Source organism: Nocardia sp. NPDC004340 (genome assembly GCF_053602575.1).
In genome coordinates this window covers 148,228-163,376 of the sequence record NZ_JBSGDW010000005.1, presented here as the reverse complement: position 1 = coordinate 163,376, position 15,149 = coordinate 148,228, and the positions used below count along the sequence as shown (strand labels likewise).

At 68.9% G+C, this 15,149-nt stretch carries 15 protein-coding genes; 9 read left to right on the top strand and 6 right to left on the bottom strand.

Annotated elements, in window-relative coordinates:
* The first annotated feature begins 18 nt into the window (after positions 1 to 18).
* Both ACWEOI_RS21745 and ACWEOI_RS21740 read left to right on the top strand, forming a co-directional pair.
* Complete coding sequence (locus ACWEOI_RS21745) at positions 19 to 726, top strand: methyltransferase domain-containing protein (protein ID WP_452360772.1); 708 nt, start codon at positions 19 to 21, stop codon at positions 724 to 726.
* An 86-nt stretch (positions 727 to 812) separates the two neighbouring features.
* Positions 813 to 1,334, top strand: coding sequence for an O-acetyl-ADP-ribose deacetylase (locus tag ACWEOI_RS21740; protein WP_433667470.1), 522 nt, complete (start codon positions 813 to 815; stop codon positions 1,332 to 1,334).
* Positions 1,335 to 1,375: 41 nt separating this feature from the next.
* Here ACWEOI_RS21740 and ACWEOI_RS21735 read toward each other — a convergent pair whose 3' ends face one another.
* From ACWEOI_RS21735 to ACWEOI_RS21725, 3 genes are read right to left on the bottom strand one after another with little or no spacing between them, the layout of a single operon-like run.
* Positions 1,376 to 1,741, bottom strand: coding sequence for a VOC family protein (locus tag ACWEOI_RS21735; RefSeq protein ID WP_452360771.1), 366 nt, complete (start codon positions 1,739 to 1,741; stop codon positions 1,376 to 1,378).
* Positions 1,742 to 1,749: 8 nt separating this feature from the next.
* Positions 1,750 to 2,346, bottom strand: coding sequence for a GNAT family N-acetyltransferase (locus tag ACWEOI_RS21730; protein ID WP_452360770.1), 597 nt, complete (start codon positions 2,344 to 2,346; stop codon positions 1,750 to 1,752).
* A gap of 54 nt (positions 2,347 to 2,400) precedes the next feature.
* Positions 2,401 to 2,913: a hypothetical protein gene (locus ACWEOI_RS21725; protein WP_452360769.1), complete on the bottom strand. Its 513-nt coding sequence runs from the start codon at positions 2,911 to 2,913 to the stop codon at positions 2,401 to 2,403.
* A gap of 221 nt (positions 2,914 to 3,134) precedes the next feature.
* On the opposite strand from ACWEOI_RS21725, the gene ACWEOI_RS21720 reads away from it, so the two are divergent.
* Entirely contained in the window at positions 3,135 to 4,082 is a 948-nt protein-coding gene (locus ACWEOI_RS21720; protein WP_452360768.1) for a serine hydrolase, read from the top strand.
* A 9-nt stretch (positions 4,083 to 4,091) separates the two neighbouring features.
* On the opposite strand, the gene ACWEOI_RS21715 is transcribed toward ACWEOI_RS21720, so the two are convergent.
* On the bottom strand, positions 4,092 to 4,898 hold the full coding sequence (locus ACWEOI_RS21715; RefSeq protein WP_433667478.1) for an SDR family oxidoreductase: 807 nt from the start codon (positions 4,896 to 4,898) through the stop codon (positions 4,092 to 4,094).
* Between the two features lie 170 nt (positions 4,899 to 5,068).
* Entirely contained in the window at positions 5,069 to 5,863 is a 795-nt protein-coding gene (locus ACWEOI_RS21710) for a LuxR C-terminal-related transcriptional regulator (protein WP_433667480.1), read from the bottom strand.
* Positions 5,864 to 5,962: 99 nt separating this feature from the next.
* On the opposite strand from ACWEOI_RS21710, the gene ACWEOI_RS21705 reads away from it, so the two are divergent.
* The 6 genes from ACWEOI_RS21705 (at position 5,963) to ACWEOI_RS21680 (ending at position 13,873) form a co-directional block, all read left to right on the top strand.
* Positions 5,963 to 6,799 carry an SDR family NAD(P)-dependent oxidoreductase gene (locus ACWEOI_RS21705; protein ID WP_452360767.1) on the top strand — a complete coding sequence of 279 codons (837 nt, stop codon included), beginning with the start codon at positions 5,963 to 5,965 and terminating at the stop codon, positions 6,797 to 6,799.
* Between the two features lie 350 nt (positions 6,800 to 7,149).
* Entirely contained in the window at positions 7,150 to 8,805 is a 1,656-nt protein-coding gene (locus ACWEOI_RS21700) for an acyl-CoA synthetase (RefSeq protein WP_452360766.1), read from the top strand.
* 228 nt (positions 8,806 to 9,033) lie between these two features.
* Positions 9,034 to 10,689, top strand: a complete 1,656-nt coding sequence (locus ACWEOI_RS21695) for an acyl-CoA synthetase (RefSeq protein ID WP_452360765.1) — start codon at positions 9,034 to 9,036, stop codon at positions 10,687 to 10,689.
* 76 nt (positions 10,690 to 10,765) lie between these two features.
* Positions 10,766 to 11,341 carry a hypothetical protein gene (locus ACWEOI_RS21690; RefSeq protein WP_452360764.1) on the top strand — a complete coding sequence of 192 codons (576 nt, stop codon included), beginning with the start codon at positions 10,766 to 10,768 and terminating at the stop codon, positions 11,339 to 11,341.
* A 230-nt stretch (positions 11,342 to 11,571) separates the two neighbouring features.
* Positions 11,572 to 13,044 (top strand): PepSY-associated TM helix domain-containing protein, encoded by a 1,473-nt coding sequence (locus tag ACWEOI_RS21685; protein ID WP_452360763.1) that lies wholly within the window; start codon positions 11,572 to 11,574, stop codon positions 13,042 to 13,044.
* A 133-nt stretch (positions 13,045 to 13,177) separates the two neighbouring features.
* The gene (locus ACWEOI_RS21680) at positions 13,178 to 13,873 is read left to right on the top strand and encodes a hypothetical protein (protein ID WP_452360762.1); all 696 of its coding nucleotides are present in this window, start codon (positions 13,178 to 13,180) and stop codon (positions 13,871 to 13,873) included.
* Between the two features lie 103 nt (positions 13,874 to 13,976).
* Here the strand turns inward: ACWEOI_RS21680 and galK are convergent, their stop codons facing one another.
* On the bottom strand, positions 13,977 to 15,080 hold the full coding sequence (galK, locus tag ACWEOI_RS21675) for a galactokinase (RefSeq protein WP_452361059.1): 1,104 nt from the start codon (positions 15,078 to 15,080) through the stop codon (positions 13,977 to 13,979).
* Between the last annotated feature and the right edge of the window lie 69 nt (positions 15,081 to 15,149).

Genomic DNA, 15,149 nt, shown 5'->3' with positions numbered 1-15,149 from the left:
CCGGGTCGAGGAGCGGACATGAGCGGTGAGCCGAACGCCATCGGCGAGATTCTGGTGACCTCCCGATCGCTCGCCGAGTACCAAGCCATGTTCGGGTTGTCCGACGCCGACTTGCGCGCGTCGATCCTGGACTGCCCTGCCGGAGCCGCTGGATTCGTGGCGGAAATCAATTCCCGTGGAGGCGATGCGCTCGCGTGCGATCCCGTCTACGCCGAGCGCGACCCTGCGGAAACTACCGCGCTCGCGCTCTCGGACATCGACCGCGCGAACCAATACCTGCGCAGCCATGCCGACCAGTACGCGTGGACCTTCTTCACCGACCCCGACCATCATCGGCAGTCCCGCTCCGAGGCCGCGCGCCGCTTCGGCACCGACATCGCCGCCCACCCGGCCCGCTACATCGCGGCCGCCCTCCCCAGCCTCCCCTTCGCCGACGCCAGCTTCGATCTGGTCCTCAGCTCCCACTTCCTGTTCAGCTACGCAGACCGTTTCGACCTGAACTTCCACCTGCGCGCGATCCTCGAGCTGATCCGAGTAAGCCGCCGCGAGGTCCGCATCTTCCCCCTCACCCCCATGGGCGCTCCCCACACCTACCGAGAACTCCCCGCCCTGATCGACAGCTTGACCAACGCCGGAATCACAACGGCGATAAAGGATGTCGACTACGAATTCCAGCGCTTAGGAACCCAAATGCTCGTCTGCACTCGCGAAGTCATGACTGACTGACGTCACGACATCAGTGGGCCTGTATCCGAATCACAGCCACGTTGATCGACCCTTGCCGCCTCGGTGGAGGTGGGGACAATGGGGGCATGGTCGAACTCGTGCTGGTTCGGGGGGATATCACCGAGCAGGAGGTTGATGCCGTGGTGAATGCGGCGAATTCTTCGCTGCTCGGGGGTGGGGGTGTTGACGGGGCCATTCATCGGAAGGGGGGTCCGGCGATTCTCGCTGCGTGTCGGGAATTGCGGGCGTCGCGGTATGGGAAGGGGCTGGCGACCGGGGCGGCTGTTGCGACGACCGGTGGGAATCTGCCGGCGCGGTGGGTGATTCACACGGTGGGGCCGGTGTGGTCGGCGCAGGACGACCGATCGGAGCTGCTGGCGTCGTGCTATCGCGAATCGCTTCGGGTGGCCGATGAGCTGGGTGCGCGGACGGTGGCGTTCCCGGCTATCTCGACCGGCATTTTCGGGTGGCCGATGGATGACGGTGCCCGGATCGCGATCGAGACGGTGCGAGCGGCCGACACCGCGGTGCGGGAAGTGCGTTTCGTGCTGTTCAGCCAGGATGCGCACGACTCGTTCGCCAGCGCACGCGGGTCATCGGCCGGGTAGCCCGGCGAGCGGAGCCACGGCTGGTCTTTCGCTCGCGAAGCTCAGTCGAGGCAGAACTCGTTGCCCTCTATGTCCTGCATGACCAGGCACGACTCATTGACGCCGTCGGCGCGCAGCAAGTGCAGACGTCGAGCGCCGAGGGCGACCAGTCGTGCGCATTCGGCCTCGAGGGCGGCTACGCGCTCCTCGCCCACGAGGCCGGTACCGACTCGCACGTCGAGGTGAAGACGATTCTTGACGACCTTTTCCTCGGGCACACGTTGGAAGTACAGGCGCGGGCCTACGCCTGCGGGGTCGACACAGGCTGAACCCTGCGACTCGTATCCCAGTACCGCGCACCAGAAATGGGCGAGCCGCGCGGGGTCCGCGCAGTCGAAGGTGACCTGGATGGTTCTGACGGACGCCATCGGCGCTCCTAACGGGGGTCTCGGCGCATGCACCAGGTGCGGAGGCCGTTGTCGGCGAGCATGATGTCGGCGGTTACCTCGAAGCCCAGGTGTTGGTAGAAGCGGACGTTGGCTTCGCTGGAGGTTTCGAGGAAGGCCGGGTAGCCGGCTCGGGCGGCTGCTTCGAGGCCGGGGCGGAGGACGGCGGTGCCGAGGCCTCGGCTCTGGCATTCGGGGGCTACGGCGATGGTGTGGAGCATCCATGCCGGATCGTGGGGGCGGTAGGGCTCGATGGCGGCTTCGGAGGCTGCGGCTGCTTCGGATCGGTTGCCGATGAGGTCGGACAGTTCGGCGGCGAGGTCGGCGAACGCGGGGGCGGGGTCCCGGTCGGGGGTGGACCAGGCGGCGACGGCGCGGCCGCCGTCGGCGATCCAGACCTTGCCGTAGGGCATCGCTATGCGGGTGAGGCATAGTTCCTGGTAGCGGCGGATTCGTTCCAGGTGGTTGTCGGCGTCGATCACGTACCGGGTGTAGGGGTAGTCGGCGAACGCGCGGGCCAGGGTGTCCACGGCGGTGGGGACGTCGGCGTCGGTGATCAGCCGTACCGTGTTCGTCGATGAGGGCATGTCCCGCCAACGAGCGCCTCGGCGATCTCGTTCCGACTGCCGGCCGAGGGGTGATCAGATTCCGGAGCCGGTGATTCGGAGTTGCGAGTTCACGTACTCGACTCGGAGCCACCGTTTCTCGGTCTGGGTTTTGCCGGTCGTATAGGTGTAGGTGAGGGTGGCGGTGCTGGTTCGGTAGTCGGTGTTGGTGATGGAGCCGACTTGGACCGTGGTGACGGTGGACCAGAATTTGGTGTATCCGGCGTAGCCGCCACTCTGGGATTGGTAGGACGAGGAGAGCTGAGCCCAAGCGGATTCGGTGCCTGACGGGAGTTGGGCGTAGTAGCTGCGGATGAAGCTGGCCATCTGGTCCGCGGAGGGACCCTTCGAATCCTGTTTGCCTACGTCTTTTCCCGATCCCGTTTCATTGCCGTTGCCGGTTACGACGATGGTGGTGTCCGCCAGCTTGTCGGAACCGGTGCCGAAGTGGATGTTGCCGAACGCTCCCGCCGCGATGAATGCCGCGGCGATGGTGGCGGCGGCTCCGATGACGGCTACCGCGATCGCTACGCCTGCCCGTTCGGACATGCGCGCCTCCCCTGGTCGATCACGCACGATGGCCGCTCGCCCGGAGACGGCAGGATCAGGATACTGCTGGGATTCTGGGAATCACAGGCAATTCTCGAGGTTGGCCGACGGGTGGGCTACCAGCTGATTCGGCCGGCGCGGGCGGGGTGGTCACGGAGCGTCGGTTGCCGAAATATGATCTGCGCGGATAAGTTTCGGCGGTGCGCGGATTCAGTAGGCGAATGCTATTGGGGGCGGGGGCTCTTACGGCGGGTGCGTTGCTCCCGGCGGCGGTCGGCCGGGCCGGGGTGCCGGTGGCGGGGCCCGCGTTCGACGTGCAGTACCGGGCGATCACCAGAGTGGCCGGGGGGCGCTGGCATTGCCTGGTGACCGATCTGGGGTCGGGGACGCCGGTGCCGGTCGTGGAGGAGGACGCCGACTTCGTGATCGAGGGCGCCAGCGTGCAGAAGCTGGCGGTGATGACGGCCCTCATGAGCGAGGTCGACGCGGGTCGGGTGAAGCTGTCGGACACCACGACGCTGGACGCCGATATCATCGCCGAGGGCAGCGGGCTGTATCTGAACCAGGCCGCGTTCGGGGATCAGCTGACCGTCGCGAATCTGCTGACCACCATGTTGCAGGTGTCGGACAACACCGCGGTGCGGCTGCTGTCGCGGTTCGTATCAGGTGACCAGGTCAACGAGACGCTGGATCGCCTGGGGTTCAAGCAGACCCGCGTGGAGCCGCTGCCCGGGGAGAGCCGCTTCTATCTGGGCGTCACCACGGCGCGCGAGAACAACGACCTGCTGTACCGGCTGGCCTCGGGGACGCTGCTGTCGAAGGAGTCGACGCAGGCGGTGCTGCGGATCATGTCGTGGTCCTCGGTCGGCTACACCGACGGTGTCCGGCGCAATATGTCCTCGGACGAGCGGGCCCGTTTCGCCGTCAAACACGGTGCGTCCGACGACAAACGGCACGAAACGGGCGTCATGTTCGACCCGGCCGGGGCCCCGTCGGCGGTGTTCTCGTTCCTCGCCGATCAGGCTCCCGACGCCGACAACTACGGGGCCACGAATCCGGTGGTGGAAGCGCACGCCGCGCTGGGACGGGCGCTGCTCGACACGTACACGCAGCTGTCGCCGTTGCAGTCGTTCATCGATCCGAAGAAGATCGCGGCGGGCGGGCACTGAGCGGGATACTCAGCCCGCCAACATGTTTCGCATGGCGGTGAACACCTCGGACGCGCCGCCCAGGGACCAGCCCCCGTCGACGGGGATGATCGCGCCATTGACGTAGGCGGCATAGGGCGAGGCCAGCCACAGGCAGCAGTCGGCGATCTCCTGGGCGGTGCCGTAGCGGCCCATGGGCACCGATCCGGTCACCATGTCCGCCATTTGGGGCGTGGGCGCCAGCCGCGCCATGCCCTCGGTGTCCTCGATCGGCCCTGGCACCACCGCGTTGACCCGGATGCCGTGGTGCCCCCATTCGAGCGCCGCGCATCGGGTGAGCATGTCGACGCCCGCCTTGGCCGCGCACGCGTGCGCCTGCATCGCCATCGGGAGGGTCGACTGCGGCGCGGAGATGGTGATGACCGACGCCCCGGGCGCGCGCAGATGCTCGCGGCCGGCACGCAGCACATTGAAGGTGCCCTTCAGATCGATGTCCACGACCGCCGCGAACGCGCCCGCCGACATGGTGTCCGCCGCGGCGGGAAAGTTCCCGGCGGCCCCGGACACCAGCACGTCCAGCTCCCCGAGTTCCCCGCAGATGGCGGCGATCCCCTGCTCCACCCCCTCGTAGTCGCGGACGTCCGCCGCGAAGCCGAGCACGGTGCCCCCGCTCTCCCCGATCGAGTCGACGGCGGCGCGCACCTTGTCCGGTGAACGCGACAGCACCCCGACCGAGGCCCCCGCCCGCGCGAACGCTCGAGCCACGCCGAGATTGATACCGCTGGTGCCACCGGCCACGAATACCGTCTGGCCGGAGTAATCGAAGAGGTCGCTCATCTCCTGATTCTGCGGCGATTCCCCCGCCCCGGGGTCGGGTTCACGCGGTTCGATGCAGGCTCGCGACCGGTTCGGGCCGAGACGCCGAGACGCCGGGCGCCGACACGCGGCGACATCCGGGCGCAGGCATCGACCGCCACGCCGGAGACCAGGCGAACCACGCGGTCCGGTCAGGCGGCGGCGAAGCGGACGGCCAGTTGGGTGCGGCTGGTGCACGCCGTCTCGGCCAGCACCCGGCTGAGGTGTTTCTTCACGGTATCCACACCGATGAACAGCCGTTCGGCGATCTGCCGGTTGGTCAGCCCGCGCGCGGCCAGGTCGGCGACCTCCCATTCGCGCGGGGTGAGCTGCCAGGTGGCGGTGGCGGCCCGCCGTTCGCGGTCGCGGGCGAGCTGTTCGCCGACCAGCGGCGCGAGGTGGCGGCGCAGCGCGTGCAGCAGCGCCACATCGCGTTCGGGCACGCTCGGCGACTCCGCGACCGCCATGCCCACGCACAGCACCCCCGCGGGTCCGCCATCGACCAGCATGGCAGCTTTGTCGGTGATTCCGTTGGGGTGCAGGAACTCCGCGCGGAACGCGTCGGACCCGGGCACCTCGCTGAGCCGAATGACGCCGCGAGCGCGCAGCAGGTCGGGGACCAGCGGGTTGCGCAGCGGGTCCACCGCCGCCCAGCGTTCGGCGTAGTCGGCCATGAATTCCGCGGTGTATCCGCCCTGCACGCCGCAGCCCTCACGGATCGCCTCGTCGAGCGTATCCCCGTGCAGCACAGCGACTCCGACGAACCCGAACCAGCTCTGCAGGGCGAGCACCAACCGCTCCCGGAACTCGCTCAGGTCCACGGCCCGATCGACGGCCTCCAGAACGCCGATCAGCCGCCGGTGATCCTCGGCGGTCAGCGGTTCGCCGTCGGGCAGCGGCCGGGGGCGGCGGTGCGGATCGCGCAGGGCTCCAGTCACTCCAGCCATTTTCCACCTTTGGGCCATACCGGGCGATGCCGCGCGCCACGACACTGGACGCGACCGCCCCCGGTGAATTCGCCGGGGGCACAGCGACGAAGGAATGGAATGAGTGCACAGAACCCCCGCCGCTGGCTGATCACCGGCGCGAACAGTGGTTTCGGCGCGGCCATCACCGCGGCCGTGCTGGCCGCCGGGGACGAGGTGGTGGCCGCGGTGCGCCGCCCCGAGACGATGGCGGAAGTCATTGCGGCGCACCCGGATCAGGTGCAGGTGGTGACGCTGGACGTGCGCGACGGCGAGGCCGCCGAGCGCGCGATCAAGGAGGCCGGTCGTATCGACGTACTGGTCAACAATGCCGGGTACGGCATCGTCGGCGCGATCGAGGAGACCAGCGAGGCCGATCTGCGCGATGCCATGGAGGTCATGTTCTTCGGCCCGCTGCGCCTGACCCAGCTAGTGCTGCCGCAGTTGCGGGAGCGTCGCTCCGGCACGATCGTGCAGCTGACCAGCATGGGTGGCTTCATGTCCTTCGCGGGCGTGGGCGCGTACAGCGCCGCGAAGGGCGCGCTGGAGCTGGCCAGCGAAGCCCTGGCGGCCGAGGTGAATCCGCTCGGCATCCAGGTCCTGATCGTCGAACCGGGTGAGTTCCGTACCGGTTTCGCCCGGCCCGCCGCCCTCACCTTCGGCTCGTCGATCCCCGACTACGCCGGGACCGTCGGCGCGATCCGCGACGGTCTGCCCGCCTCCGATCAGCAGCAGACCGGTGATCCGGCCAAGGCCGCGGCCGCGGTGCTGGCCACGGTCGGTCAGCCGGACGCCCCGCTGCGCCTGGCCCTGGGTCCGGACGCCGTGGGCGCGATCCGCGCCAAGCTGGCCACCGTCGCCGTGGAACTCGACGCCACCGCGGCGCTCGGTCTGAACACCGCCTTCGACGAGGCCTGAGCGCCCCGGAAACGCGAACAGCCCGCCGGTCCCCTCGGCGGGCTGTTTCATGCGTTCTGCCTACAGCGCGGTCAGCGCGGCACTCCCGGTGCCCATGGCGGTGACGATGTTGGCAAGCACGGCGAGAAGTTCCATTTGAGTTCCTCATCAATTCGGGAGCGGGAAACACGCAGCCTGGGCGATGAGAGTGACGTCCGCGCGACGGCAGGGTTAACAATCCGGGGACTTTCGCGAATCATACCGATGCCCGATGTGACCGAAAATGTGTAACCGGCGTCACATACCCCTGTTACGGTGACGCTACCGTCGTCGGGTGGGCGGCGAGCGTCTCGTCAACGGAGGTGGTCCGCATGGCCTCGGTTCTGCATTCGACTCGGCAGCGCATGGCGCACACCGGCGAGGCGCTCAGGGGATTGCGGCGGTTGCGAGAATTGGGGTTGAGCGACCCGTCGGATCCGGTGGAGACGGTGCGATTGCTCAGGGACGCACGGGTTTTCGGTCCGCCCGCCACGGCGGTGCGCCGCGCGGCCCGCATGTTCCCGGATCAGCCCGCCCTGGCCGACGAGCGGGGTGAGCTCACCTACCGCGAGCTGGATCAGCAGTCCAACGCGCTGGCCCGCGGCCTGCAGCGCAATGGCGTCCGCCCGGGCACCGTGGTGGGCGTGCTGGCCCGCGACCACCGGGGACTGATTCTCACCATGGCCGCCCTGGGCAAACTCGGGGCACGGCTGGCGCTGATGAACACCGGTTTCGCCAAACCCCAGTTCGCGCAGGTGTGTGAGCGCGAGAACGTGCGAGTCGTCTTGCACGACAGCGAATTCCTCGGCCTGCTCGACGCCCTGCCCGAGGACCTGCCCCGCATCCTGACCTGGGTCGACGAGGGTGCCCAAATACCTTCCGATGCAAAGACTCTGGACGAGCTGATCGAGTCCAACGCGAAGACGCCGCTGCCCGCGCCGAAGAAACCGGGCGGCTTCATCATCCTCACCTCCGGCACCACCGGCCTGCCCAAGGGCGCGCCGCGCGACCGCACCGGGCCGCTGTCGACCGTGCAGATGGTGGACCGCATCGACTTCCCGCAGCGGGGCACCATGGTGATCGTCTCCCCCATCTTCCATTCCACCGGCTTCGCGACCTGGTTGACCGGGTGCGCGTTCGGCAACAAGGTGGTGACCGCCCGCCGCTTCGACGCCGAGCGCACACTGCGCCTGATCGCCGAGCACAAGGCGGACATGCTGGTGGCGGTGCCGACCATGCTGCATCGAATGGTGGAGTTGGACAAGGAGATTCGCCAGAAGTACGACACATCCTCGCTGAAGGGGATCGTGCTGGCCGGGTCGGCGTTGTCGCCGGAGCTGTCGACGCGCACGGCCGAGGTGTTCGGCCCGGTGCTCTACAACCTCTACGGCTCCACCGAGTGCGCGATCGCGTCGGTGGCGCGGCCGGAGGATCTGACCGTGGCCCCGGGCACCGCCGGGAAGGCCCCGCTCACCTGCGAGGTGGCGTTGTTCGACGACGACGGCCGCCGCGTGCTGGCCAAGAATGTCACCGGCCGCGTCTTCATACGCTCCGGTTCCCCGTTCAAGGGCTACACCGACGGCCGTAAGAAGGAGGTCATCGACGGCTACATGTCCAGCGGCGACGTCGGGCACTTCGACGACCGCGGACTGCTGTTCATCGATGGCCGCGACGACGACATGATCGTCTCCGGCGGCGAGAACGTCTTCCCGCAGGAGGTCGAGAACCTGCTGCTGGAGCGGCCCGACATCTTCGACGCGGCCGTGGTCGGCGTGGACGACGTCGAGTTCGGCAAGCGGCTGCGCGCGTTCGTGGTTCCCGAGCCGGGCGTGCGACTCGACGCCGAGGAGATCAAGGCGCACGTGAAGGGCAATCTGGCCCGCTACAAGGTGCCCCGCGACGTCTTCTTCCTCGACGATCTCCCCCGCAACGCGACCGGCAAACTGCTGCGCCGCGTCCTGGTCGAATACGAGCCGCCCGCGGCCTGAATCAGGGGCGGCGCCTACACACACCTTCCCGGTCCCGATCACCGCGACACGGTGGCAATCCTGGGATTCGCACCACGAGCTGCGAGGTTTATTCGTAACCGCGAGTAACGGAGACCTCGGCCACATCCTCGCTGCCTGTGCTTGCTAGGGTTAGCACCGCACTGGATCTCGATGTTGTGGTCCGTCGGCGGACTCGTCCGGCCAGGGGGATCGCGGAAGGTTGTACCCATGTCACTTCCATCGGCGGGCACGGTTCTACGCAAGGCCGGCGATACCGCACTGAGCGTCAACGCGATGGTCCGAGGGGGACTGTTCAATCCGCTGCGCCCCGATCACGCGGTGCGCTCGGCGATCAACGTGTTGAAGTTCGGCCCCTTCGCGGGCGCGGTCGTGCACGCCGCCAACACCAATCCGAAGTCCGCGGCCATCGTCGACGAGCGCGGCGAACTCACCTTCGAGCAGCTCGACAAGCAGTCGACCGCGCTGGCCCGCGGCCTCGCCGCACGGGGCCTGGGCCCCGGCGACGTCATCGGCGTGCTGGCCCGCGACCACCGCGGCATGGTGCTGAGCCTGGTCGCCGCCGGCAAGCTGGGCGTGCGCGCGGTGCTGATGAACACCGGCTTCGCCAAGCCGCAGTTCACCGATGTCGCCGCCCGCGAGAACGTCAAGGCGGTACTGCACGACAGCGAGTTCTTCGACCTCATGTCGGCCATCCCGGCCGAGATTCCGCGCATCCTGACCTGGGTCGACGAGAAGGACGATGCCGACCCGTCGATCCCGACCATCGAGTCGGTCGCGGCCGGTCAGTCCACCGCGCCGCTGGCGCCGCCGGAGAAGCCGGGCGGCATGGTCATCCTGACCTCGGGCACCACCGGCACCCCCAAGGGCGCGCCGCGCGACAAGGTGTCGCCGTTCATCACGGCCCAGTTCCTGGATCGAATCCCGTTGCCGCGCAACAGCACCGTGGTGATGGCCGCCCCGATCTTCCACGCCACCGGCCTGTCGCAGTTCACGCTGTCGATCGCGCTGGGCAACCGGGTGGTGTTCCAGCAGCGCCGCTTCGACCCGGAGACCACCCTCGCCAACCTGGTGAAGTACCGGGCGCAGGGCCTGACCGTGGTGCCGACCATGCTGCAGCGCATCCTCGACCTGCCGCCGGAGACCCTCGCCAAGTACGACCCGAAGCGGACCCTGCGCGTGATCTTCGCCGCCGGCTCGGCCATCCCGCCGGACGTCGTCACCCGCACCCTCGACTACTTCGGCGAGACCCTCTACAACGTGTACGGCTCCACCGAGTGCGCGGTCATGACCGTGGCCACCCCGAGCGAGCTGCGCAAGGCCCCGACCACCGCGGGCAAGGCGCCGGTCGGTATCCGCGTCGCGCTGTACGACGAGAACCGCAAGCGCATCAGCGCCCCGAACGTGACCGGCACGATCTTCATCGAGAACGGGCACTCGTTCAAGCAGTACACCGACGGCCGCACCAAGGAGTACGTCGACGGCCTCATGTCCTCCGGCGACGTCGGCCACTTCGACACCGACGGGCTGCTGTTCATCGACGGCCGCGACGACGACATGATCGTCTCCGGCGGCGAGAACGTCTTCCCGCAGGAGGTAGAGAACCTGCTGTCCAACCGGCACGACATCCTCGAGGCCGCCGTGGTCGGCGTCGACGACCGCGACTTCGGCAAGCGGCTGCGCGCCATCGTGGTCCCCGGCCCGGAGTCCAAGCGCGACGTGCAGGAGATCAAGGACTACGTGAAGGAGAACCTGGCCCGGTACAAGGTGCCGCGCGAGGTCATCTTCCTCGACGAGCTGCCGCGCAATGCCACCGGCAAGCTGCTGCGCAAGCCGCTCATCGAGATGGAGGTCACAGAGAACTAGCCGAATCCCCGCGCGCCCCGGCCGCTTTCGCCCGGGGCTGGGAATTCGCTGGGAATCCTGTGGCTATTATCAGCGCGTGAGTTTCGAATCCGGCCGCCGTACGGCGCAAATCCGCAGTGACGCTGCGGTGCTGCGCGGTGCGGCGGCCGGTTCGGTTTCCGGGGCGCTCGCGATGGCCGCGCACGGCTGGATCTCGGGGGCCGCGCCCCTGGAATCGGGGCCGTTGACGCTGCTGGTCGCCGCCTCGGCCGCGGTCGGCGCGGCGGTGGCGAGCGTGCACGCGCTGCGCTCCACCGTCGCGGGCCTGGTGGTCGCGTTGATCGGCGGACAGCTGCTCGGGCACTTCGCCATGATGTGGGGTTCGCCGGGGAGCATGCACCACATGCATCGCACCGCCTCGATGTGGAGTCCGGCCATGCTGGCCGCGCACATCACGGCCGCGTGTGTGGCGGCGGTGGTCATTCTCGGTGCGGAGGCGGCCTATCGGATCGGCACCACGGTGCTGGCCCGGGTGCTGCCGCTGCCTGTTTCACTGCCGGTGCTGTCGGGGCCGCCGCTGCTGCCCATCCCGCACCGGGATCTGGTCGTGCTGCGCATCTTCGCGGCCGACGTCTTCCGTACGCGTGGTCCACCCGCGCTCGTTCGAGGCTGATTCCTTACTTTCACCCGGGCACACGGACTTTCGCGTCCGTGTGACATCGCTGTGTTCCCGCGACCGTCGCGGTGATGACATCCGCGTCCCGGTATCCCATGACCGGTGTGCGCCGCGGTGGCAGTCGCGTGCGCGCTACGAGGGGGTCATGGGCTGCCCGGACCGGCGCCGCATCGACGTGTCCAGGTTCTCCGCAGCCCGGGTGTTCACTCGAACCCGAAAGACCACTGGTGACAATCACTGACAGCGGTGTCGAGACGACACCGCCGCCCTCCCCTGCCCCGACGCCGGAACCGGCGTCCGGGAAGTCCCCGAAACGCGGCGCGGGGAATGCCTTCCAGGCGCTCATGCTGCGGCTGCATTTCTATGCCGGCGTCTTCGTGGCGCCGTTCATCCTGATCGCGGCCGTGACCGGCGCGCTGTACGCGATCTCGCCGACGCTGGAGAACATCACCTCCAGCGGTCTGCTGCATACCGATTCGACGGGCCCGGCCAAGCCGTTGAAGGAGCAGATCGCGGCCGCGCAGGCGGTCGAGCCTGCGCTGGCGCTGGTGGCCGTCGCTCCCGGCCAGAACGCCGGTGACACCACACGGGTCATCTTCAGCGATCCGTCGCTGGGAGAATCCGAGCGTCGTGCTGTTTTCGTCGATCCGGTCACCGCGCAGACGGTCGGCGATGATGTCGTGTACGGCAGCTCCGGCGCGCTGCCGATGCGCACCTGGATCGACAAGCTGCACAAGGACCTGCACCTGGGCAAGGTCGGCCGCTTCTACAGCGAGATCGCGGCCTCCTGGATGTGGCTGGTCGCGCTGGCCGGACTGGTGCTCTGGTACCGGCGGGTGCGGGCGCGGCGCGAGAAGCGCTCGGCCGGTTGGCTGGTGCGCCCGGATCGGTCGCGGCCCCGTGCGCGCACGCTGAATTGGCATGCGGTGGTGGGCGTCTGGATCCTGCCGGTGATCCTGCTGCTGTCGGCTACCGGTGTGACCTGGTCGAAGTACGCGGGCGAGAACGTGACCGAGCTGCGCAAGGCGATGAGCTGGCAGACCCCCGCGGTGAACGCGAAGCTGCCGGGATCGACCGGTCCCGCCAAGCCCGCGGGCGGCGAGCACGACGGGCACGGCAACGCGCCCGCGGCGACGCCCCCGGCGGGCAAGGCGGCGCTGGCCGACACCGTGTACGGCGTCGCCCGTGCCAACGGTCTGAACGGGCCGCTGGAGATCAGCATTCCGGCCAAGGACGGCATGGCTTTCGTCGCGCAGGAACTGCGGCGGCCGGGCCAGTACACCCGCGACGCCATCGCGGTGGACGGCCCGACCGGCAATGTCACCGCCAAGCTGCCCTACGCCGACTGGCCGCTGATGGCCAAGCTCACCAACTGGGGCATCCAGTTCCACATGGGCCTGCTGTTCGGTCTGGTCAATCAGCTGTTGCTGCTGGCCGTGATGATCGGGCTGGGCACGGTGATCGTGCGCGGTTACCTCATGTGGTGGCGTCGTCGCCCGACCAAGGAATCGAAGCTCGCCGTGGGCAAGGCTCCGCGCCGCGCGTTCGCGCAGGCTCCGGTGGTCGTGCTGCTGCCGCTGGCGGCCGCCGCCGCGGTGGTCGGCTGGTTCGCGCCGATGATCGGCCTCCCGCTGCTGGAGTTCCTGGTGATCGATGTGCTCGTGGGTGTGGGAGCCCGCGTGCGCGCCAAGACCGCCTAGTCACCGAAATCCACTGAGCGACACGGCCTCCGGGCCGTGCCGCCGACCCCTGACACCCTTTCGCAGCGCTCGCGAACGCGACCTGCGCCTCCCGTGCGGCCTCTGACCCGCACCGACGAAAGATCGAAAACTGATGAAGCTCAACAAGTTCGCCGTGTCCGCCGCCCTCGTGACCACCGCCCTGGGTGTCACCGCCGGAACCGTGAACGCCGCACCCGCCCCCGCGGACGCCGCCATCAACTACACCGCCACTGCCGGTGAGAAGGACGTGGTCATCCGCACCGACGCCGGTTCCATGGGCGTCGAGAACGGCGTGTTCACCATCAAGGCCGCTGACGGCACCACCGTCGCCGGAACCGAACTGTCCCTCCGCGTGGACGATTTCGTCTTCCCCATCGCCACCGAGATCCACGACCGTGTCGCCACCCTGACGCCGCAGATCGACCTCGCGCACGCCACCTACAAGCCGGTCGCCCTCCCCTTCGAGAACAGCGCCCCGTGGAAGACCGACTACGAGCGTGAGCAGGCCGCCTGGAGCCGCATGACCAGCACCCTGTCCATGGGCGCCACCATCGGCACCCTGACCGGCGGTCTCGGCGGCGCGGCCCTGGGCTGCCTGATCGGCGGCGTCGCCGGCACCGCCCTCACCGGCGCCCTGCTGACCATGTTCGGCGCGGGCCCCCTCGCCGGCTGCATCGCAGGCGCCGCCGCGGTCGGCTTCCTCGGCACCATTGCCGGCCAGGTCTTCGTCACCGCCCCGTTCGCCATCGCCGCCGCCGTCCAGTACTTCACGACGATCAACCAGCCGTCGATCAAGCCCGCCAAGTAACCCGAAAACCGCTGCCCGCCATCCGATCACCGCATCAGGGATCGGCTGGCGGGCACACCGTCCGGGTGCTGCACGGCCGGAGGGCGGGGTGCCTGGACCGCGGTCAGGACAGACGGTGGGCACCGGCAGAGGCGGTGGCGGTGAAGATGAGCGGGGTGGGGAATCCCTTGGCGGTCAGCGACTCTCGAATGAGGCGGGACGCCGGGGTGGCGCGGTCTTCGTCGATCAGGGCGAGGATGCTGCCGCCGAAGCCCGCGCCGGTGAGGCGGGCGCCGTGGGCGCCGGCGGTGAGGGCTGCGGCCACCGCTGTTTCGAGGGGTGGGGCGGAGACTTCGAAGTCGTCTCGCAGGGAGGTGTGGCCGGCGGTGAGGAGGGGGGCGATGGTGCGGGGGTCGGCTCCGGCGCGCAATTGTTCGGCTATTCGCAGGACACGGGCGTTTTCGGTGATCACGTGGCGGGCGCGGCGGCGGAGGACGGGGTCGGGGAGGCGGTCGATCTCGGCGGCGGTGGGGACGTCGCGGAGGGTGGGGACGTCCAGTTGGGCTGCGGCGGCGGCGCATTCGGCGCGGCGGGTGGCGTAGGCGCTGTCCATGAGGCGGTGCGGGGCGCCGGTGTCGACGATGAGCAGGGTGAGGCCGTAGCGGGCGAGGTCGAACGGGATGTGTTCGGTCTTGCCGGTGCGGGTGTCGAGGAAGAGGAGGTGCCCGGGGATGCAGAGCAGGGAGGCGGATTGGTCGAGGGCGCCGGTGGGGACGCCCGCGTAGATGTTCTCGGCGGTGCGGGTGATGTCGACGAGGTCGGCGGTGGAGACGCTGGGGGCGAACAGGTCCCGCACGGCGATGGCGACCGAACAGGTCAGGGCGGCCGAGGAGGACAGGCCCGCGCCGATCGGGACGGTGCTGTCGAGGTCGATGTCCAGGCCGGGAATCTCGTGGCCACGGCGCTCGAATTCGCGGATCACGCCCAAGGGGTAGCGGGACCACGCCGGGAAATGGGACCAGCCCGCGGTGGACAGGTCCGCGGTTGTCGTGTCGACCGTGTCACCGGGCGCCTGCGCAGATCTCAGGCGCAGCACGCCATCCGGTCTGGCCCGCGCGGTGCAGGTCGTACCCAGCGGCAGCGCGAGAGGCAGGACATACCCGTCGTTGTAGTCGGTGTGCTCGCCGATCAGGTTGACCCGCCCGGGTGCCCACCAGCGTCCCGCCATCGATTCCACGTGTCGGGCTCCTCTTCACCGGGGCGTGCGGGGCGTACGGTTCGATCTGCGGGGAGCATA